Origin of the sequence: Desulfosudis oleivorans Hxd3 (assembly GCF_000018405.1) — a bacterium.
Taxonomy (GTDB): Bacteria; Desulfobacterota; Desulfobacteria; order Desulfobacterales; family Desulfosudaceae; genus Desulfosudis; species Desulfosudis oleivorans.
Genome location: NC_009943.1, coordinates 633,079 through 652,720, shown reverse-complemented (window position 1 = coordinate 652,720; position 19,642 = coordinate 633,079). Strand labels below are relative to the sequence as shown.

The following is a 19,642-nucleotide window of genomic DNA, read 5'->3' as shown; positions in this document are numbered from 1 at the left end:
CAGCCTCTTATCTTTGAGGGACAAACCGCATAATCGGGCACAGGTCCGCCATTTCATAATCACCGGTAAAGAATTCGACCAGGTCAAACCGCTCGCCAAAAATTTGACCGACCTCTTTCTGTGTGGGCAAAAAATAACGGGTGGGCTGGCCCCGGTAGTTGTCCATCAGGGCCATGGCCTCAGGTGTCCAGCCCAGGTTGCGGGCGATCTGCTCCTTATCGATATCGGCATTCTGCCATGCCTGCCAGACATCGTTGAGGCAGACACCCTTTTCCACGTCATCCCCCTGAAGGGCCATTGCCAGTTGTATTCTGAACGCGTCAAAACTGCGGATTGTCCCGTTTTCCAGGCCGGCCATTAACTGCGAAACGGTGGGCGCCTTTGCCGGCCGCGTGAAAAACCGCGATATCAGGCACCCGCCCGGCAACAGCACCTGGTGCAGAACGTCCGCCACCCGGCGATACCCCTCCGGAAAGTCCATCAATATAAAACAGCCGTCACCGATCACCATGGAAACAGCCGCCTTACGCACCGGCATCTGCTGCCACCGGCCGCAGACGGCCATGCTGTCGGCGCAGCCAGCCTCACCCGGCCACACATAACGGACCATATCCAGGTTGTGGTCCACGGCCAGCAGGCGCGTGCGAGCCGGCCAGGACATGGCCGCTATCTCCGGGGTCACGCCCAGCAGCAGGGCCACGGAGTCGTCCGCCGGCCGGGTTTCGGCATGCCAGGCGGCGATGCGTTGCTCGAAAATACGAATGTCTTGCGTGCAGGGCCGCAGCGGCGGGCCGATATGGCGCCACTGCCTCGCGTGCAGGCTCCAGTGTTCCGGGCGTGAAGGGGTCACGGCATCATCCTTTCATCACAATTCATTGCCACAAAACAGCCGTATTCAGGGAGCGCCGACAAAGATGCCGCATGATACCCTGAATCGCGGTCTGCTTCAAACCGTTTACCTCAAAAGCCTGTCTGATTCGGAAATACCGGGCGGTACAGGCTCTTTTTTTATTTTCACGCAGATAAAAAATCCTTCACCGGACACCGCGTTGGCCGAGTGGCTGCACCCGGCCGGAACCCATACAGCGGCCGGCGCCGCCACCTTCTGTTCGCGACCATCCAAAATGATACTGTAGGACAGCCCGCCGGCGCCTAGAACAATATTGATTTCATCATGGTCCTCGTGGGCATGGGGGGTTACATACATCTCCGGGACAATGCCCTTCGGCACCGACACGTTGTGAACCGCCATTTCCACAGGGAATCCAACGGGCACAAACCGTTCGAACCACTGCGCCATTTCATGGTGGGCCATCTCCTCAAACGGAGCAACTGATAGAGGATAGACTTTTCCGACAGGCAGATTGTCGCGCATTTGCAAGACCTTTCCGTGACGGAACCATCTTCCGTCATTTGATTGGCGGTTGCGTGATATAGTCCGATGTAAACATCTGAAACTTGCCATTGGCCGGTTCCGGAAAACCGTCCACCTCCACGATGCGCATGGCCGGCGGGTTGTCTGTATCCGGCCTCCAGGCGCTTTTCACATATTCAATCAGTGCCTCCGGCCGGCCCGGCGTTAAGGCCAGGCGCAGCTCAAAGATATTGTCCCGAAAAAGATGCATCTGGAACTGCCGAATGTACTGCATCAGGTGAGATGGCATTGACGAAAAGTTGCCCACAAAGGCGATCCAGTAATTCCAGTATCCGTCGGGCAACGACACAATGCTGTTGTACCGGCCGTGAACCATGCCAAAGGAAGGCAGGGTCCGGCCGCAGGGACAGGGTCCTTCCATGGCTTCTGCCAGGTCCCCGGTGTCGTAACGAATCAGGGGCATGGCGTCGTTGGCCAGGGCCGTGACCAGGAGCCGGCCTTTTTGGCCCGGCTTGCAGGGCTGACCGTCGGCGTCCACGATCTCCACCACACAGAGCTCGGTGTTGACGTGATACCGGCCCCCCTCGGGGCAGCGGGAGGCAATGATCCCCACTTCGTTGATCCCGTAGTTCTGGTGTACCGGCACGCGAAAAACGGCCTCAACAAAGGCGCGCATCCGCGGGGTCAGCTCCTGGGAAATGGAAAGCGCCGCCTCCAGGGTTTCCGGCACGGGCCGCTGCTGGTATCCAAAGGCCAGGTGCTCCAGCTTGGAAGCGATCACCATCAGGTAGTGGGGTTGTACATGGTCCAGCCACCGGACCTGGGTCTCAAGAGGCGCGGTGCAGCTCATGCCGCAAAAAGGGCCGGTATGAAAACAGCTGCCGATCACCGGCCAGTGAGGGGTTTGACAAAAAAAGGTGTTCTCAAAGGCGGTCCGGTTGTCGTCTGAAAACGGGATCTCGTTGGCCGACCGGACAGCGGCCAGGGTTTTTTCAGGATTCCACCGAAACCAGCGCAGCTCCCGCTGCTTGAGCAGGCCGAACATGCGGCGGCTTTCCACGGTGTGCAGCACGGTCACGGGCTGTCCCGTTGACCCTGACGTCTGCGTGGGCAGCATGGGCTGCCCCGGTTTCAAGGCCGTGGACTGCATGCGGTCAAAGTGGGCCTGAATATCGAGGCGTGTCAGCACCGGCAGCCGGGCAAGGTCAGACAACCGTCCAATATCGGGCCGGCCAAAGGCGGCCTGGAAACGATCACCATAGTATGGAACCGTTTCAAAGGCGCGTGCCACGGTGCGCTGCAGCATGGCCAGCTGCCGGCGCTCCTGAACATCAGGCGGAAGGAACTCGTTTGCCAGCAGTTGATCAAACCAGGGAGTTCCACGAAAACGGGGCAGAAGGCGCCACAACGATTGCTGGGCCTTTTCCGCTTCCAGGGAGGTGGGGGCAGGTTCAACCGCCTGGTTCACGCGCATGGCTCCTGTCAGAAAAACTGATTCTCACAAATTTCTGACAAAATACCACGGGTGTAATGAAAAATCGAGAAGCAAGGCGACGAAGCAATCTCCTCCGCGTCTGGACAAGATTGCTTCGCTGCGCTTCCGCCGTCGCCAGAGGCTATGGCGGACAGGCGCAATGACACATGGATAAAATAGACGGTGACTTTACATCATGCCACGGCCCCGGCCACCGCCACCACCACCTCCCATGCCCCGGCCGCCGCCACCGCCCATGCCACGACCACCGCCGCTTACGCCACGGCCACCACCGCCGGCCACACCGGCCTTTTCCGCCACCGTGGCTTCGGTCACTTCCTGAAGCGTACCGCTTTTAAACTTTTCCACGGCATCAGCCACGCTTCCGGACAGGCCCGCGTAAATCTTGATGTCGGCCGCTGAAAGGCCCTGCAACGCCTTGGGCCCGCAGTTTCCGGTAAGCACCGCCGACACCCCCTGGGAGGCAATGAAACTGGCGGCCTGCACACCGGCACCGCCGCTCAGGCCCACCCCTTCGTTGGGAAAAGCCGTAAACCCCATATCTTCTGTATTGACCACCACAAAATAGGCACACCGGCCGAAGCGCGGATCGATCTGTGAAGACAGGTCCGTTCCGGTTGAACTGACCGCCACTTTCATAACAACCTCCTTTTTTAATGATAATCATGGGTCCCGGTCACCACGGGAATGCCGAACTTGCCTTCGATCATTTTTGCCATCTCTTCCGCGTTGCTGTAAGGGCAGCCGGGCTTGGCATTGGCCAGGCAGCTGCTCAGGTATATCCTGTCCGGCTTGATCTCGGACAGTTTCATGGCCATGCCCACGTTGGGCACCAGGCAGCGGCCCGGGCACTCGCACTTGATAAAGGCAACCACCGTTGCGGGGGCCTCAAACTTGCCCTCGCCCAGGGCCGCGGCTTTCAGGCACCGCCACTCGCCGGGACATCCGTATCCATTGTCCATGTACGCTCCGCATCCCACAACCGCAACTTTTTCCATTTTTCTCTCCTTGTTCGTATGTTCGAATTATTCAGGTATGGTGCCCATGGCCGCGAACCGGGGCTCATGCAGCGGCAGCAGGATATCCGCCATGGACCGGACCGCCTGCATGATGTCATAGGCCTTGTAGCTGTTGACCACGGTGCCCGGCGGAATCACCTCCATCTCCATGGCCCGTGCCTCTTTAGGGGGATTAAAATTTTCGTCGATCACGCAGAACCCTGTAATGGCCGCGGTGCCGGCAGGGGTCTGAATCAGCACCGTGAGCCCGCCCTCGGTGTGCACCGGCGTGTGAATCACGCGAATGCCATCCACAATATCGGTGTTGCCCTCCACCGTGACCACCTGGCCGTTTTCTTCAACGGTTTCCAGGTAATCTTCCACATACCGGATATCCAGGGGATGGGGGGCATGAAGATGGGCCAGTTCCCTTTCGTGCACGTAAAACACCGCGTTGGGACACTTGTCATCGTTTTCACAATGGTCATTGTGAAGGTGGGTGTGAATCACAACGTCGATGGCTTCCGGTTTTATACCCCACCGGGCCAGGCCCTCCTCAAAGGTATAGATCTTTCCGCCGATGGCCGCTTCCCGTTCCGCCGAGCAGATGGGATTCCGTTCCCCGGTGTCCACCAGGATGGTCTTGTCGCCGCCCTTGATATACCAGCAGTAGATAGGAATGGTATACGGGGTGCCGGCGCCGAACTGGTAGGTCATCATGCTCTTGTCAAACACCTTGGTCCCCATCACGATGGGATGGATGGTGTATGTGGTCATGATTCTCTCCCGTTACGCATTTTTTACCCGAAAACGCCGTTCCGAATATGTCACAATTGATCTGAACCGGATATTTCACGCGTTTATTTGGCCGAAAGATGCAGGGCGCGGGACAATATATTGTAGGGGCACTCCCTGTGGTTGCCCATCAAAGGGCGAACACAAGGTTCGCCCCTACCGTATATATTGCGAGCGGCCCGCAACACAGTCCCGCCGATGGCGGGATCAAAGCGACTCGCCCGAAGGTGAAATATTCGGCTAGTGGCCGCCGCCCCCGCCACACACCTGGTCGTCCCGGATCTGGAGCAGCTTGCCGGCGATCAGGTCTTCCACCACGGGGCGGATTTCGGGCCGCTGATCGTCGTGGTACACGTCGATGCCCACCTGCCGGAAACCGGCCAGGGGGCGCATGCCGATACCGCCCACCACCAGGGCGTTGACCCTGTGTTCCGCCAAAAGGTTCACCGGCACCATGCACCCGCCCTGAACATGCTCCTGGTTGGAAATGGTGGAAACCTGGGCGATCTGGCCGTCTTTCACGTCCACCAGGGTAAACACGTCACAGTGGCCGAAATGGCCGGACCGCGTGCCGTCCAGGCCGCCCGCTCCGTTGGAGGGGACGGCGATTCTTCCGTCTTTCATACAATCTCCTTCATCGTTTGTTGTTAAGCGTACAGCGCTCTACAGGAACCGGCCGCCCCATGCGGCCCGTCCCGCACATTGTTATGCCGGATTCATTTCAGGCGACGCGGCAATGGTCTCCCACAACCGTCGCACCGCCTCGGTGACTTCGGCTTTTGCATCATATTCAAAAACTGTTTTGCCGTAAACCATGGCCTTTGTAAACACCGGGTCAAAGGGAATCCGGCCCACAAAGGCGAGTCCCCGGTCCCGGCACAGGGCCTCAATGGCGTCCGACTGGTCCGGGTTCAAGTCGTATTTGTTCACGCACACCATGGCCGGCACCTTGAAGTGGGCTGCCAGCTCGGCGGCCCGGCCCATGTCGTGAATGCCCGAGACCGTGGGCTCGGCCACGATCAGCAGGGCCGTTGCCCCGCCCAGGGAGGCGATCACCGGGCAGCCCACGCCGGGCGGCCCGTCGGTCAATATCAGGTCCAGATTTTGGGCCTCGGCCAGCTTGCGGGCCTCCTGCCGCACCAGGGCCACCAGCTTGCCGGAGTTCTCCTCGGCAATGCCCAGCCGGGCATGGACCATGGGGCCGAACCGGGTGCCTGATATATACCACTGCCCACAGGTCTGAATGGGAAAGTCAATGGCCTGTTCCGGGCAGAGGTCCACGCACACGCCGCATCCTTCGCAGGCAATGGGGTCGACCACAAAATCGTCGCGAATGGCCTCAAACCGGCACAGCTCGAGGCACCGTCCACAGGAAGTGCAACGGTCCGGGTCTATTTCAGCAATACCGCCGCCGGTAAAATCGGTCTCCTGCTTTACGGCGGGCGCCATGAGCAGATGCAGGTCCGCGGCATCCACGTCCGCGTCGCACAGTACCCGGTTATTGGTAATGGCCGCGAAAGCAGCGGTCAGGCTGGTTTTGCCGGTGCCGCCCTTGCCGCTTAAAATCACCAGTTCCTTCATTTGCGGCCCCCTTTCTCCACCAGTTGGGTGATCCGGCCATACATGTCCACAAATTTTTCCCGCCACTCGGGGAACCGCTCCACCACCATCTCCCCCCGGGAGTAAGCCTCGGCAATGCCCCGGTCAAACGGCATCTCCATCAGGATGGGCAGGTTTTCCGCCTCGGCGTAACGCCACACTTCATCATTGCCGATGTCGCTGCGGTTGATCACCAGGCCGCAGGGCAGGCCCAGCATCCGCACCGCCTCCACCCCCAGCTTCAGATCATGCAGGCCAAAGGGCGTGGGTTCGGTCACCATCACCACGAAATCGGCATCCTTAACCGACGCGATTACCGGACACGACGTGCCGGGCGGCGCGTCAATAATGGTCAGACCGCTGGGCCGGGTATAGGCCCGCACCCTTTTAATCAGGGGCGGGGCCATGGCCTCGCTCACGCGCAGGCGGCCATGCACAAAAGCGGTGTCGCCCACGCCGGTGCCCCGCTCCACCACACCCACCTTGCGGCTGGTTTCATACACGGCGTCTTCCGGGCAGACTTCAATGCAGCCCCCGCAGCTGTGGCACAGCTCGGGAAAGGTGAGGATGGTCTCACCCAGCACGGCAATGGCGCGAAACCGGCATATCTCGGCGCACTTGCGGCAGTAGGTGCATTTTTCTTCGTCAACAGCCGGCACCATCACCATCACGGCCTCCATGTCGGTGAAGGCCGGCTTTAAAAACAGGTGGGCATTGGGTTCTTCCACGTCGCAGTCCAACACCTGAACGTCCGGGCCCAGGGCCACGGCCAGGTTGGTGGCCACCGTGGTCTTTCCGGTGCCGCCCTTTCCGCTGGCAACACTGATGATCATTTTGCACGCTCCTTTTTACCCGCTTTTTTTCCCAGGTTTAAAATGGCACTCAAATGATCGATCAACTTACGGGCATGTGCCTCTCCCGGAACAGGGGGAAGCTGCATCAGCACGCCCAACCCCTCGCTGGCCTCGTGAAAGTCCTCCGGCGACCGGGTGCTCACTGCCGCGCAGTTGAGAAAAGGATTGCGTGTCACCATTGTTTTTATGCATTCCAGGCCGTCGGCGCCTTCAACCCGCTCGTCTACTATCACCAGGTCCAGGGGTCCGGCCTCCGACACGGCCAACGCGCTTTCACATGTATCGGCCCATTTGACCGCAAAACCCGCTGCCTCCAGCGCGGCGGACATCGCTGTAAAAGCAGGCCGGTTCGATCCCACCAGCAAGGCTTGCATGGCGTTTTGTCTCCTTTTTCGCTTTTGTAAAACGTATGGGTACGTTTCGTTTTTCAGGCAAACGAATTTACACCCGCCTGGGACATCATACAAGGCCCGACCCGGCCCCCGTTCACGATTGAACGGGGATCGGGCAGGGTTGGAGGAGGGCATGAATATGGCACGCCCAGGCAAAACATATTTTGCTAGTTTCCATCCATAAATGGCCTTTTTCCGCAATCTCTGCGTCAAACTGCGGGCTTCCTTGTGCGGCGTACAACAGTACGCCTCCGCGTCAGCCCTTGTTTTCCTTGATCTTGCAAAAAAATTCTCATTTCTGGATTGGAAACACCATGTGGTCTCATCCATGTTACATGGATGGACACTTGCTAACCTGTCGGGTTATTCCTCTTTTTCCAGTTCGGCAAGCCTTGCGGAAATGGCATCCAGGCTGTTCTGCATGGCCTGGGCCTGCTGCTTCAGGGCCGCGGCCTCGTCAGTGGGTGATACCCCGTAAGGGGCCTGCGGCCCCGCGAACCGTCGGCCGTAGCCACCTCCGGCGCCTCTGCCCGGACCAAAGCCACCGCCCCGACGATATGCCATGCCCCGGCCAAAGCCGAAACCCGTACCTCTCTGGCCCGCAGCGGCCGGTGAACAGTAACCCCGCGCACCGCCCGTCATGGGCCCGGCCCCCATGGGGCCTGTTCCATTGTATCCTGGCATTTTCATCTCCTTATTTGACGACTTCGTAAAAAGCCCAATTTCTGTGTTGCGCTGCATTCACTCGTCACTGCGGCGTACAGCAAGTACGCCTCATTCCTCGGAACTTGCGCGCCTTGAACTTGAACTTTTTACGAAGCCGTCCGGTTTTTGGTTTTTACGACTTTATCTTTTCAATAAAGTCGAATTATCGGTTTCTTTTACCCTGGCCGGCGCCGTTTCCTGCACCCTGGCCTCTGCCCTGGCCACGGCCTTGACCTTGACCCTGGCCAGTGCCCTGCCCGGTGCCTGTTCCGGTCCTGCCGCCCTGGCAGGGCCCACGGCCCCGACCGGTTCCCGGCCCCAGACCCTGGGGCCCTGTTCGATCGCTTCTTGGCATTGCATTCACCTCCTTATAACTTCTCGGGCAGGCGCCCCTGCCCTGTCGGCGTTGCCCGCGACCACACCCCGGCATCAGAAAATCCGAGGCAATACGGCCGCTTCGGGCAAACGCGTTGAGCACCTCTTCAATGGCACCGCCGATAAAAGGAATCAGGCGGATGCCATTTGCCTCTATAATAGTGGACGGCGTCTGTGAAATGGCGCCGCAGATCAGCACGTCCACCCCCAGTTCGCGCAGCCGGTCGGCCAGGTGGGAAATCCACACCGGATCAATGCTTTCATACCGCCGGGACACCACCTCACCATCTTTTATCTCCGCAAGCATCAGTGTCCTTGCGGAATCAAAGACCGGAGAGATTCTCCCGCCCCAGGCTGTTACCGCCACATTCATCATTTACCGACCGTTCTCGTCAGATTAGGGTTGCACTTACTGTCTTCGCCTTTACTTACAGCAATTGCCGTGCCACTTGTTGCATAACCTCGATAAAATAAATTTAAATATAAAATACAAATATTTAAAGTTTATAGCGGCTGATGGGAAAGGAGTCGGAAGCGTAACATAGTCGCAAAAACGCGACTATTCTCGCACCAAAATGTGCGACCCTATTGCGACTGTATCGGTTTCGTCAGGGGGAGGGCAGACAGGATGACTCAGGCCTTTGTGCGGCCGTCCCGGTCGGGCAGGGGAATGCCCAGCCGGTGCATCTTGCGAAACAGGGTACTCTTGTGAATGCCCAGGTCCCTGGCAGCGGCATTTCGGTTATAGTCGTTGCGCGCAAGGGCGTCGGTGATGGCCTGAACCTCGGCCGACCTTACCGGGTCATCGAACCCATGGTCCCCGGCAGACGGCTCTGCCTCCTGCCGGACCAGGTCGGCGGGCAGGTGGCGCACCCCGATGCGATCATCGCTGCACAGCACAAAGGCGTATTCGACGATGTTTTCCAACTCCCTAATATTGCCGGGAAAACGGTGGGTCATCAGTACCTCCAGTGCCTCCTGGTCGATGCCGGATATGGTCTTGCCCCGAAGCCGGTTGAGCCGATCGATAAAATGGTCCACCAGCAGGGGCACATCTTCCATGCGCTGGCGCAGGGGCGGAAGGGCCAGGCGAATCACGTTGATGCGGTAAAACAGGTCCTGGCGAAAGGTACCGGCTTCCACCATTTTTGCAAGGCCGGCATTGGTGGCGGCAAGAATCCGCACGTCGGTCTTCTCTTTTTTCACCGTGCCCAGAGGGGTAAAGGCGCGATCTTCCAGCACCCGCAGCAGCCGCACCTGGAAAGCCGGGCTGGTTTCGCCGATTTCATCGAGAAACAGGGTGCCGCCATTGGCCGCGGCAAACAGGCCCTGCTTGTCCTTGACCGCGTGGGTAAAGGCCCCGGCCTTGTACCCGAACAGCTCGGACTCCAGCAGCGTGTCCGGAAAGGCCCCGCAGTTTACCGTCACAAAAGGCTTGTCTTTGCGAAAACTCAGGCTGTGCAGGGCCTTGGCGGTCAGCTCCTTACCGGTGCCGGTCTCTCCCTCGATCAAGACCACGCTGTCGCTTTCCGCCACCTGGGGCAGCATCTTCAGAATGCGGCGCATGGCCGGGCTGCGGCTGACAATGTCGCCCATGCGCCAGGTATCGGACAACTCCTTTCGCAGCTCCTCCAGCTGGCTGTGGTCCCGAAAGGTCTCCACACATCCCACCACTTCACCGTCGTCATCCTTGAGCAGGGCCGTGGATACCGTGACGGGAATGCGCTTTTTTTCGCTGTTGATGATATAGCTGTCGGTGCTGACAAAGGGCTTGCCCTCTTTACGGGTCTTTTTCAGGGCACACTCCGCCTCGCACATGTTGGAGCGAAAGACCTCCCAGCAGTGACGGCCCAGGGCCTCTTTTCTGGGAATGCCGGTGATCTTTTCAGCGGCCCGGTTAAAAGAGGTGATCCGCCAGTTGTTATCCACGGTAAACACCCCGTCGGAGATGCTCTCCAGGATAATGCCGGTCACGTCTTGCGGCAGCGTGTTGTCGGTTTTCTTTTTTGCCATTGCTTTTTTATAAATACCTTACAGCAGGCCCATGTCGATCAGCACCTGCCGGACATTTTGTGCCCCGTAAACGCGGCGGGCGTTCATGCCGCAGGCTTCGGCCGCGGCCACGTTGGTTGGGCTGTCATCAAAAAACAGCACCTGTCCCGGCCCGCAGCCCAGGCCTGCCAGCACATGATCAAAGGCCTCGGCGTCCGGCTTGACCAGCCCTATCTCACAGGAGGCAAAGGTTTTTTCAAAACAGGAAAGCACGTCAAAATCGCTGCGGATAATCTGCCAGTGCACGTCATTGGTGTTGGAAAAGCAGGCCAGCCGGTAGCGCGGCGCCAGGTCGGCCAGCAGCTCCTTTGTGCCGGGAAACACCTGCCGAATCCAGGCCCTGAAGGTTTTTTCAAACTCGTCGTCGGAAACGGCCAGCTCCAGCTCCTGCTTCAATGCGTGCCGAAAGGCGAAAAAATCGATCCTGCCGCACTCAAAGGCCCGCACCGACGGAGAGGCCAGCCACCGCTCCAGCAGATCCGCCGGCGCCAGCCGGCCCCCGGTCCAGTGGGAGATTTTCTGAATGCCGGACAGCTCGAACAGGACCCCGCCCAGGTCAAAAAGAATGGTGGTAACCTTATCTGTCTTCAATGGCCTGACTTTCTATTTTTCTTGCAACTTTCCACGTTATGTTATTTTTTATACAGGACTATTATAATCACGAACAGCCTTTTTGCAAAAAGGAGCCTTTCCCATGAAAACCTTCCGCAAGGAGCTTGTGTTTAATGTTCCCACCCGCCGGGCCTTTATCAACATCACGCCCGAGGTCGAACAGTGCCTTTCGGAAAGCGGTATTCAGGAGGGCCTGGTGCTGGTCAATGCCATGCACATCACCGCCTCTGTCTTTATCAACGACGATGAATCCGGCCTTCACTACGACTATGACCAGTGGCTGGAAAAACTGGCGCCCCACGCCCCGGTTTCCCAATACCGGCACAACGTGGGCGAAGACAATGCCGACGCCCACATGAAACGCCAGATCATGGGCCGGGAGGTGGTGGTGGCCGTCACCGGGGGCCGGCTTGATTTCGGCACGTGGGAGCAAATATTCTACGGTGAGTTTGACGGACGCAGGCCCAAGCGGGTATTGATTAAAATCATCGGGGAATAGGAGATGGCTTTGTCAGAAGCCCAATATCTGCGTTGCGCGGCACCCCTCGTCACTGTATTTCAAAAAATTATGACAACTCGCTAAAATGGAGGGGAGAGATGGAATACGAAAAAATTTTAAACCCGGATTTTTGGAAAGCATTCAAAATTCCTGGATATGCTCTCGCTGTTCTCTTGTTGCTACTGCTCATGAGAGATATCAACAATGGCCTTGAGTATATTTACATTCAGAAGGTGGCCAATTTCGCCATCGGTGCCAGTATTATTTCATATGGGCATTCTATGCTTCACAGCACCTGGGTAAATCGCCGAAAAGAGATGGATCTCCCGTTTTGGCCACAGCTTCTGGCTTTGACAATTCACGCTGTTTGGTTCGGTTTTTTTCTCTACCAAGTAGTCTGACAATAAAGTATGCCCTAGTCCTAAGGATAAAAAAACAAAGCGACCAGACAGCATTCAGCATAACCATGAATAACAATTGAACGCAAAGGATCAGGCCCCGCCCGTTGCAGCGCAGCCGAGCGTGAATGCTTTTTTCGGAAACAGCGGGCAGGCTGTTTGAGCACCGCCACAGGCGGGCGAGTTCCTGCCCGCGCCGAAAAAAGCGTTTGCACGAGGGCAGCCGAAGGCCAAGCTGCAGGGCATGTTTCTTTTGGTACTTTTCTTTGCGCCAAAGAAAAGTACACGAAACAGATAAATATAGTATTAATACTGTTGTGACATGAGAAGACTGACACGAAACAGTTTTACGGAAAAATACCTGCGCTTCACCGAAGAGACAAATGCGCTCGATTACTTGGAAAGAGCAGGTGAATTTATCCGACGGGCACTCACTGATCCAAAGGCATGGAAATGGGTGGTGTTATCATTACATGGAGCTCTGTATGGTTTTGCAATAGTCGCCTGCAAAACTTCCAATCCAAGCTCAATCGTAAAAACAACTAAAAAAGGACATGAGCGGCTTATAACGCTCGATGAAGCGTTGGAGATGTGTAAGGATGCTAATTGGATGGGCACACTTTACGGTGGTATCCCACTAAATGTCTCTGCTAGACAAGCAGATTCCATTAGACGATTAAAAGAAACTTTGAGAAACAACTTTGAACATTACATCCCGAGCCTTTGGCTCATAGAGTTGCATGGAATGCCACAAATAGCGATAGACATCCTTGATGTTATTCGTTTTCTTGCGATAGAGACATTTCGATACCAACATTTAAACCAATCTCAAGAGAGGAAAATCAGGTCCATTATCTTCCAAAGTAAAAAATTGTTAACAAAATCCGCTCTGCACCTAGAATCTCTGGAAATGAACCGCTCCAATGGAAGCGAACAAACATTCTGAATGATTGTTTAGGCGAGACGCTATCGATTTCGATACCGATAGCGATACCGATACCGATTTAAAGGGGTAAGCACATGAAAACCGAAAAAGTCGTTGACCATATCGTTTCCTGGCTGGTGAATTACTGCGACAATGCGAAAATGAAGGGCTTTGTGGTGGGGGTTTCCGGCGGCATTGATTCCGCGCTCACCTCCACGTTGTGCGCGAAAACCGGCAGGCCGGTATGGGCATTGAACCTGCCGATCCTTCAGGATCCGGCCCAGGTCTCCCTGTCGGCAAAGCATATCGCCTGGCTGACGGGCCGTTTTGACAACGTGCGCACCGAAACCGTGGACCTGTCGAATGTACTGGCCTCACTGCAGGACGCCCTGCCCGATGCGGTCGGCGACACCCGCACCCTGGCCAACACCCGGTCCCGGCTGCGCATGGTCACCCTGTACGTCTTTGCCTCTCATTACAGCCTGCTGGTGGCCGGCACCGGCAACAAGGTCGAAGACTTCGGCGTGGGGTTTTACACCAAGTACGGCGACGGCGGGGTGGACCTCTCCCCCATTGCCGACCTGGTCAAAACCGAGGTCTATGAAGCGGCCCGCCACCTGGGCGTAATTCAGGAAATTCTGGACGTGCCCCCCACCGACGGCCTGTGGCCGGACAACCGCACCGACGAAAGCCAGATCGGCGCCACCTACCCCGAACTGGAGTGGGCCATGGCCTTTGATGCCACCGGTGAAGATCCCTCGCTGCTGTCGGCCCGCCGACAGGAAGTGCTGGCCATCTATCGCCGGTTTCACAGGGCCAACCGCCACAAGATGGACCCCATACCGGTGTGCCAGATTCCAAATGACCTGCGATAGCCCGGCTGCATCGTCAGCTTCGTGCGCTTCGTGTTAAAAAGCGGCCGGCCGAGCCGGGAGCACCGGGAGTTTCAACACGAAGACCGCGAAGAAACGAAGCGCACGAAGAAAAAAGCGTTTAATATTGCTTCGCTTTCGCTGATAATGACGCGTAAACTGCCCCTGCCCTCACTGGCCTCTCGCTAATCACATTTTTGTTGTTTATTTTTTATTATATTCCAAAAATGTAAAGTACCACACCGGTGCCTGGCCAAATAATCATTTAAAATAAGAATATTACATAAAAACAGCAGTTGGCATTCCAGTTGCATTCTTTTTGTTCCAAAAGGAACCGATAGTCATGAATGCAGGGACCACCACTGGCATCGACACACCCGCGACCCGCATGCGCACTGCACGGGAGCGCCTGATTGCCGACTTTTCCGCACAGGGCAAGGCATTTGACTTTCTCTCCCGCCACACCGCCCTGCTGGACGACTATTTTATCTCCTGCTTTGAAGGCAGCCGGGTGGGGCCGAAGATGAATTTCCACAAACATCCCTTTGCCGTCATCGCCCTGGGCGGCTACGGCCGTCAGGAGATGTGCATTCATTCGGATATCGACCTGCTGTTTCTGTTCAAAAAACAGGTGCCCCCGGCGGCTGAGGCCCTGATCCGGGAAATGGTCTATCCCCTGTGGGACCTGGGATTTGAGGTAGGTCATGCCACCCGGTCGGTCAAGGAGTGCGTGACCCTGGCCGGCCAGGACCTGGACGTGCTCACCTCCCTTCTGGACGCCCGTTTTCTGTGCGGCATGCTGCCCCTGCATACCCAGCTTCGGGAACGGCTGGCCCCCGGGCTTTCCGGTCGCCGGGCCCGCAACGTGATCGCGGCCCTGATTCAGGGCAACCAGGAGCGTCACCGAAAATTCGGCGACTCCTCCTACCTGCTGGAGCCCAACCTCAAGGAGGGCGTGGGCGGCCTGCGGGACTATCACTCCATGCTGTGGATCGCCCGCATCATCTCGCCCATCATCAGCCCCCGGGACCTGGAGTACTACGGTTACCTCTCCCACGACGAATACGCGGACCTGAACAGGGCCCTGGCCTTTATCTGGACCGTGCGCAACCATCTGCACGGGCTTGCCGGCCGAAAATTCGACCAGCTCTACCTGGATCACCAGGAGGTCATTGCAACGGCCATGGGCTTCAAGACGGCCGGGGGCCAGATGGCGGTGGAGCGGTTTCTGGGACGGCTGCACAGCGAGATGGAATACATTCGGCACACCAACCGGGCCTTTCTGGCCGAGGCCGGTTATGCCCGGGGCTACCGGTTCGCGCGAAAAACCCGGGTCCGGCAGCCGGTGGCGCCGGGCATCGAGGTCGACCGGAACCTGCTTACGTTTGCGTCACCGGAGGCCATTCTTTCCCGGCCCCACCTGCTGCTCGATATTTTTGAACAGAGCGCCCGCCTGCATCTTCCCCTGGGCCTGGAAGCCCGGCGCATTCTTCGGGAGTTTGCCTTTCTGGTGGACAAACCCTTTCGCAGCGACCCGGCCGTCACAAAAGCCTTTGAGCGCATTCTGGCCGCCTGGGCCCCGGATGCCGGGGTGCTCAACGAAATGCTGCACACCGGCGTTCTGGAGCGGCTTATTCCAAAAATGAAAACCATTATCGACCGGATTCAGTTCGACGGGTACCACCTGTTTCCCATTGCCCGCCACTCCATTCAGACCGTGGAGCGGCTCAAGGCCCTGGGGGCAAAGGAGAGCGACGCCCCCCTGTGCGCAAGGCTTTACAGGGAGCTGGGCCGCCGGAAAACGATTCTACTGTGGGCCGGCCTGCTTCACGACATCGGCAAGGGCGAGGCCGGCGGCGGCCATTCGGAACGCGGGGCGAAAATAGCGGAAACAATTCTGTCGGGAATGGGATACGGCCCGGAGTTTACCGGGGCCGTGGCCTTTCTGGTGAAAGAACATCTGCTGCTGGCCAAAACCGCCACCCGCCGGGATATTAACAGCGAAGAGACGGCCCTGGCCTGCGCCCGCCGGATCGGTGACGAAAAAACCCTGTCCATGCTCTACCTGCTCACCGTGGCCGACTCCATGGCCACCGGCCCCAAGGCGTGGAACGACTGGACCGCGTCGGTGCTGCGGGACCTCTTCTTAAAGGTATTAAAAATCCTGGAAAAGGGCGAGCTGGCCTCCCGGAAGGCCCTGGCCACCGTGGAAACCAAAACCCGGGAGCTGCTGGACATCGCCGCCTCCGCGGAGGAGAAAACCGCCCTGGCCGCCCACATGGAGATCCTGCCGCCCCGCTACTGCCTCTATGTGCCGGCCCTGAACATTCGCGCGCACATGGACCTTTACCGGCGGCTGGGCCATGGCGACTTTGTCTGGACCGTGGCCTCGACGGCCAACGGCACAGCCCGCACCGTAACCATCTGCGCCAAGGACCGGCCCGGCCTGTTTTCAAAGATCGCCGGGGTGTTTACGTTAAACAGCCTGGATATTCTGGAAGCTGAAATCTACACATGGAAAAACGGCATCGCCCTGGACGTGTTTACCGTAAGCCCGCCGGCGGACCGAATCTACGAGCACCAGCAGTGGGAAAAGGCGGCTTCCCATCTTCAGGCGGCCCTGTCCGGAGACCTCGACCTGGCAGGGGCCATCGCGGCCCGGCCCGCGCCCCTGCGAACGGAAAAGACCTTTGCCACGCGCCCGCACCGGGTAAAGATCGACAACGAAGAATCGAGCTTTTTTACCATTGTGGAGGTGTTTGCCTACGACTTTCCGGGATTGCTCTTTTCCATCACCGACATTCTGTTTCAGTGCGGCATCGATATCTGGGTGGCCAAAATCGCCACCAAGGTGGACCAGGTGATCGACATCTTTTACGTGCGGACCCTGGAGGGAGAAAAAGTGGACACGCCGGAGGCCGTTGACCGGCTCCAGACCATGATTGAAACAATGCTGGAACGACATGAAGCGGGTAATCCCGCCCCTTCACAGACGGCCACCGTATGAACATCAAATAAATTGAGAACAAAGAGGGGACAGCCAATGAAAAGAAAAATGGTATCGGCCCTGACCGCTGCATGGGTCCTCCAGACAATGCCGGCGCTTGCCGCCGCCCCGGAGACGGTTATCGACACCGGCACCACCTCCTGGATGCTCACCTCCACGGCCCTGGTCCTGCTGATGGTGCCGGGGCTTGCCATGTTTTACGGCGGCCTGGTGCGGACCAAAAACGTTCTGGGCACCATGATGCACAGCTTTGTGGCCATGGCGGTCATCGGCGTGCTGTGGGTGGTGGTGGGATACGCCCTGACCTTCGGTAAAAGCGTGATGGGCGGTGTGGTCGGCTGGAACAGCGACTACTTCTTGTTGAAGGGCATCGACTCCAGCATCACAAACGGCGTGCCTGAATACGTGCTGGCCATGTTCCAGGGCAAGTTCGCCATCATCACGCCGGCCCTGATCAGCGGCGCCCTGGCCGAACGGGTCTATTTCCGGGGATACATCCTGTTTATCGCCCTCTGGTTTCTGGTGATCTACTGCCCCCTGTGCCACTGGGTGTGGGCCGCCGACGGCTGGCTCTTCAACCTGGGCGCGGCCGGGGTCATCGACCTGGCCGGCGGCACGGTGATCCATGTTTCCGCGGGCGTCAGCGCCCTGGTCATCGCCCTGATGCTGGGCGCCAGAAGGGGATATCCCCAGACCCCCATGCTGCCCAACAACATGGTCATGACCATGATGGGCGCGGGCCTGCTGTGGGTGGGCTGGTTCGGCTTCAATGCCGGCTCCACCGTGCAGAGCGGCCTGGACACGGCACGGGCACTGACCATGACCCAGATATCCGCGGCCAGCGGGGCCCTCACCTGGCTTGTGATCGAGGCCCTGATTTACCGCAAGGCCACCTCCCTTGGGTTTGTGTCCGGCATTCTGGCCGGCCTGGTGGTGATCACGCCGGCCGCCGGCGTGGTGCTGCCCGGCGGCGCCCTGGTCCTGGGCGCCCTTTCGTCCATGGCCTGCTACTTTGCGCTGAAAGCCAAAAACCGGCTGGGGTATGACGACAGCCTTGACTGTTTCGGTATTCACGGCGTGGGCAGCGGCCTGGGGGTTCTGCTGCTGAGCTTCTTTATCCGCGACAGCTGGATGAAAGACGCGGCCGAGGCGGCGGGCGGGGCCTGGAGCGCGTGGAACCAGCTGGCCGTTCAACTGGCCGGTGTCGGCGCCACCGTGGCCCTGGCCGTGGTCGGCACCCTGGCCATCTATTTTGTGGTGGAAAAAAGCGTGGGATTCCGCATTGAAGAGCAAGGGGAAGTGGAGGGGCTTGACCAGTTCCTGCACGGTGAAAACGGATACGGCCTGGTCCGCTCCGACTTCATTACATAACCAAAAAAAAGGAGAACTCCGATGAAAAAAATTCTGTTGGTACCGGTGGCGTTGCTGCTGTCCGTGCTGCCGGCATTTGCCGAAGAGGCGGTGCTGGACACCGGCGACACGGCCTGGATCATCGTGGCCACGGCCCTGGTGATGATGATGACCCCGGCCGGCCTGGCCCTGTTTTACGGGGGCATGTCCCGCAGCAAGAACCTGCTCAACACCTATGCCATGACCTTTGCCGCCTACTGCCTGGCCAGCCTGGTGTGGGTCTGCTGGGGCTATACCCTGGCCTTTGGCCCGGACAAGGGCGGGATCATCGGCGGCCTGGACCACCTGTTTTTAAACGGCATCGGCATTGACACCCTGTCCGGCACCATTCCCGCATCGGTGTTTGTCCTGTTCCAGCTTACCTTTGCCGGCATCACCGTGGCCCTGGTGCTGGGATCAGTGGTGGACCGAATGAAGTTTTCCGCGTGGATTGTCTTCTGCCTGCTGTGGCTCACCTTTGTCTACAGCCCGGTGGCCCACTGGGTGTGGGGCGGCGGCTGGATGGCCGAGATGGGGGCACTGGACTTTGCCGGCGGCAACGTGGTGCACATCAACGCGGGTATTGCCGGCCTGGTGCTGGCCCTGATGCTGGGAAAACGGGAAGGCTATGGAAAAGTGGCCATGTTTCCCTCCAGCGTCTCCTTAACGGCCCTGGGCGCGGCCCTGCTCTGGTTCGGCTGGTTCGGGTTTAACGCGGGCAGCGCGCTGGGCGCCAACGGCCTGGCCGGCTCGGCCTTTCTGGTCACCAACACATCGGCCGCCATGGCCGGCATGGCGTGGATGTTTGCCGAATGGATCGTCAGCAAGCGGCCCACCCTGCTGGGCCTTGCCTCGGGCGTGGTGGCCGGGCTGGTGGCCATCACCCCGGCGGCCGGGTTTGTCAACCTGCCCGCCTCCCTGGTCATCGGCCTGGTGGCCGGGGTCCTGGGATTCTACAGCGTGGCCGTGCTCAAGCACAAAATCGGGTATGACGACTCTTTGGACGCCTTTGGTGTTCACGGCGTATGCGGCATATGGGGCGCCCTGGCCACCGGCCTGTTTGCCAACCCCGCCATTTCCGGGGCCAGCGGCCTGTTTTACGGCAACCCCGCCCAGCTGGGCATTCAGGCGATCTCCATTGTGGCCACCATTGCCTTTACCGCCGTGGCCACCCTGATTATCGTTTATGTCACCCGGCTGATCACCGGCGGCTTGCGCGTAAGCCGGGAAGATGAGATGATGGGCCTTGACAACGCCATTCACGGCGAACGGGCCTTTGAGCTGGACTGATGCCCCAACC

Annotated in this window: 21 protein-coding genes; 7 read left to right on the top strand and 14 right to left on the bottom strand. The window is 58.5% G+C overall.

The window, feature by feature from the left end; all coding sequences use genetic code 11:
• Positions 1-7: 7 nt before the first annotated feature.
• The 14 genes from DOLE_RS02980 to DOLE_RS02910 all read right to left on the bottom strand — a co-directional run bounded on the left by DOLE_RS02980 (position 8) and on the right by DOLE_RS02910 (position 11,231).
• Positions 8-850 carry a hypothetical protein gene (locus tag DOLE_RS02980; RefSeq protein ID WP_012174013.1) on the bottom strand — a complete coding sequence of 281 codons (843 nt, stop codon included), beginning with the start codon at positions 848-850 and terminating at the stop codon, positions 8-10.
• Positions 851-955: 105 nt separating this feature from the next.
• Positions 956-1,375 (bottom strand): hypothetical protein, encoded by a 420-nt coding sequence (locus DOLE_RS02975; protein ID WP_012174012.1) that lies wholly within the window; start codon positions 1,373-1,375, stop codon positions 956-958.
• 34 nt (positions 1,376-1,409) lie between these two features.
• A complete protein-coding gene (locus tag DOLE_RS02970; protein ID WP_167320831.1) occupies positions 1,410-2,843 on the bottom strand; it encodes a phenylacetate--CoA ligase family protein in 1,434 nt (477 codons plus the stop codon).
• Positions 2,844-3,038: 195 nt separating this feature from the next.
• Positions 3,039-3,509 (bottom strand): NifB/NifX family molybdenum-iron cluster-binding protein, encoded by a 471-nt coding sequence (locus DOLE_RS02965; RefSeq protein WP_012174010.1) that lies wholly within the window; start codon positions 3,507-3,509, stop codon positions 3,039-3,041.
• A 14-nt stretch (positions 3,510-3,523) separates the two neighbouring features.
• Positions 3,524-3,868 (bottom strand): CGGC domain-containing protein, encoded by a 345-nt coding sequence (locus DOLE_RS02960; protein WP_012174009.1) that lies wholly within the window; start codon positions 3,866-3,868, stop codon positions 3,524-3,526.
• Between the two features lie 27 nt (positions 3,869-3,895).
• Positions 3,896-4,645: an N-acyl homoserine lactonase family protein gene (locus DOLE_RS02955; protein WP_012174008.1), complete on the bottom strand. Its 750-nt coding sequence runs from the start codon at positions 4,643-4,645 to the stop codon at positions 3,896-3,898.
• A 258-nt stretch (positions 4,646-4,903) separates the two neighbouring features.
• Positions 4,904-5,287 (bottom strand): NifB/NifX family molybdenum-iron cluster-binding protein, encoded by a 384-nt coding sequence (locus DOLE_RS02950; protein ID WP_012174007.1) that lies wholly within the window; start codon positions 5,285-5,287, stop codon positions 4,904-4,906.
• Positions 5,288-5,368: 81 nt separating this feature from the next.
• On the bottom strand, positions 5,369-6,244 hold the full coding sequence (locus DOLE_RS02945) for a 4Fe-4S binding protein (RefSeq protein ID WP_012174006.1): 876 nt from the start codon (positions 6,242-6,244) through the stop codon (positions 5,369-5,371).
• On the bottom strand, positions 6,241-7,095 hold the full coding sequence (locus DOLE_RS02940; RefSeq protein ID WP_012174005.1) for an ATP-binding protein: 855 nt from the start codon (positions 7,093-7,095) through the stop codon (positions 6,241-6,243). The genes DOLE_RS02945 and DOLE_RS02940 overlap by 4 nt, the downstream gene beginning before the upstream one ends.
• Positions 7,092-7,490 (bottom strand): response regulator, encoded by a 399-nt coding sequence (locus tag DOLE_RS18380; RefSeq protein ID WP_012174004.1) that lies wholly within the window; start codon positions 7,488-7,490, stop codon positions 7,092-7,094. The genes DOLE_RS02940 and DOLE_RS18380 overlap by 4 nt, the downstream gene beginning before the upstream one ends.
• A gap of 381 nt (positions 7,491-7,871) precedes the next feature.
• Complete coding sequence (locus DOLE_RS02930) at positions 7,872-8,192, bottom strand: DUF5320 domain-containing protein (protein ID WP_012174003.1); 321 nt, start codon at positions 8,190-8,192, stop codon at positions 7,872-7,874.
• A 184-nt stretch (positions 8,193-8,376) separates the two neighbouring features.
• On the bottom strand, positions 8,377-8,964 hold the full coding sequence (locus tag DOLE_RS16970; RefSeq protein WP_083766507.1) for a NifB/NifX family molybdenum-iron cluster-binding protein: 588 nt from the start codon (positions 8,962-8,964) through the stop codon (positions 8,377-8,379).
• 257 nt (positions 8,965-9,221) lie between these two features.
• Positions 9,222-10,601 (bottom strand): sigma-54 interaction domain-containing protein, encoded by a 1,380-nt coding sequence (locus DOLE_RS02915; RefSeq protein ID WP_012174001.1) that lies wholly within the window; start codon positions 10,599-10,601, stop codon positions 9,222-9,224.
• A gap of 18 nt (positions 10,602-10,619) precedes the next feature.
• Entirely contained in the window at positions 10,620-11,231 is a 612-nt protein-coding gene (locus DOLE_RS02910) for an HAD family hydrolase (protein WP_012174000.1), read from the bottom strand.
• Between the two features lie 103 nt (positions 11,232-11,334).
• On the opposite strand from DOLE_RS02910, the gene DOLE_RS02905 reads away from it, so the two are divergent.
• The 7 genes from DOLE_RS02905 to DOLE_RS02875 all read left to right on the top strand — a co-directional run bounded on the left by DOLE_RS02905 (position 11,335) and on the right by DOLE_RS02875 (position 19,632).
• Entirely contained in the window at positions 11,335-11,751 is a 417-nt protein-coding gene (locus DOLE_RS02905; RefSeq protein ID WP_012173999.1) for a secondary thiamine-phosphate synthase enzyme YjbQ, read from the top strand.
• A gap of 98 nt (positions 11,752-11,849) precedes the next feature.
• Complete coding sequence (locus DOLE_RS02900) at positions 11,850-12,152, top strand: hypothetical protein (protein ID WP_012173998.1); 303 nt, start codon at positions 11,850-11,852, stop codon at positions 12,150-12,152.
• A gap of 319 nt (positions 12,153-12,471) precedes the next feature.
• Positions 12,472-13,095, top strand: a complete 624-nt coding sequence (locus tag DOLE_RS17840; RefSeq protein WP_083766506.1) for a hypothetical protein — start codon at positions 12,472-12,474, stop codon at positions 13,093-13,095.
• 74 nt (positions 13,096-13,169) lie between these two features.
• The gene (gene nadE, locus DOLE_RS02890; protein WP_012173997.1) at positions 13,170-13,949 is read left to right on the top strand and encodes an NAD(+) synthase; all 780 of its coding nucleotides are present in this window, start codon (positions 13,170-13,172) and stop codon (positions 13,947-13,949) included.
• 340 nt (positions 13,950-14,289) lie between these two features.
• On the top strand, positions 14,290-16,953 hold the full coding sequence (gene glnD, locus DOLE_RS02885) for a [protein-PII] uridylyltransferase (protein ID WP_012173996.1): 2,664 nt from the start codon (positions 14,290-14,292) through the stop codon (positions 16,951-16,953).
• A 36-nt stretch (positions 16,954-16,989) separates the two neighbouring features.
• Complete coding sequence (locus tag DOLE_RS02880) at positions 16,990-18,324, top strand: ammonium transporter (protein WP_041280319.1); 1,335 nt, start codon at positions 16,990-16,992, stop codon at positions 18,322-18,324.
• Between the two features lie 21 nt (positions 18,325-18,345).
• Complete coding sequence (locus tag DOLE_RS02875) at positions 18,346-19,632, top strand: ammonium transporter (protein ID WP_012173994.1); 1,287 nt, start codon at positions 18,346-18,348, stop codon at positions 19,630-19,632.
• The last annotated feature ends 10 nt before the right edge of the window (positions 19,633-19,642 follow it).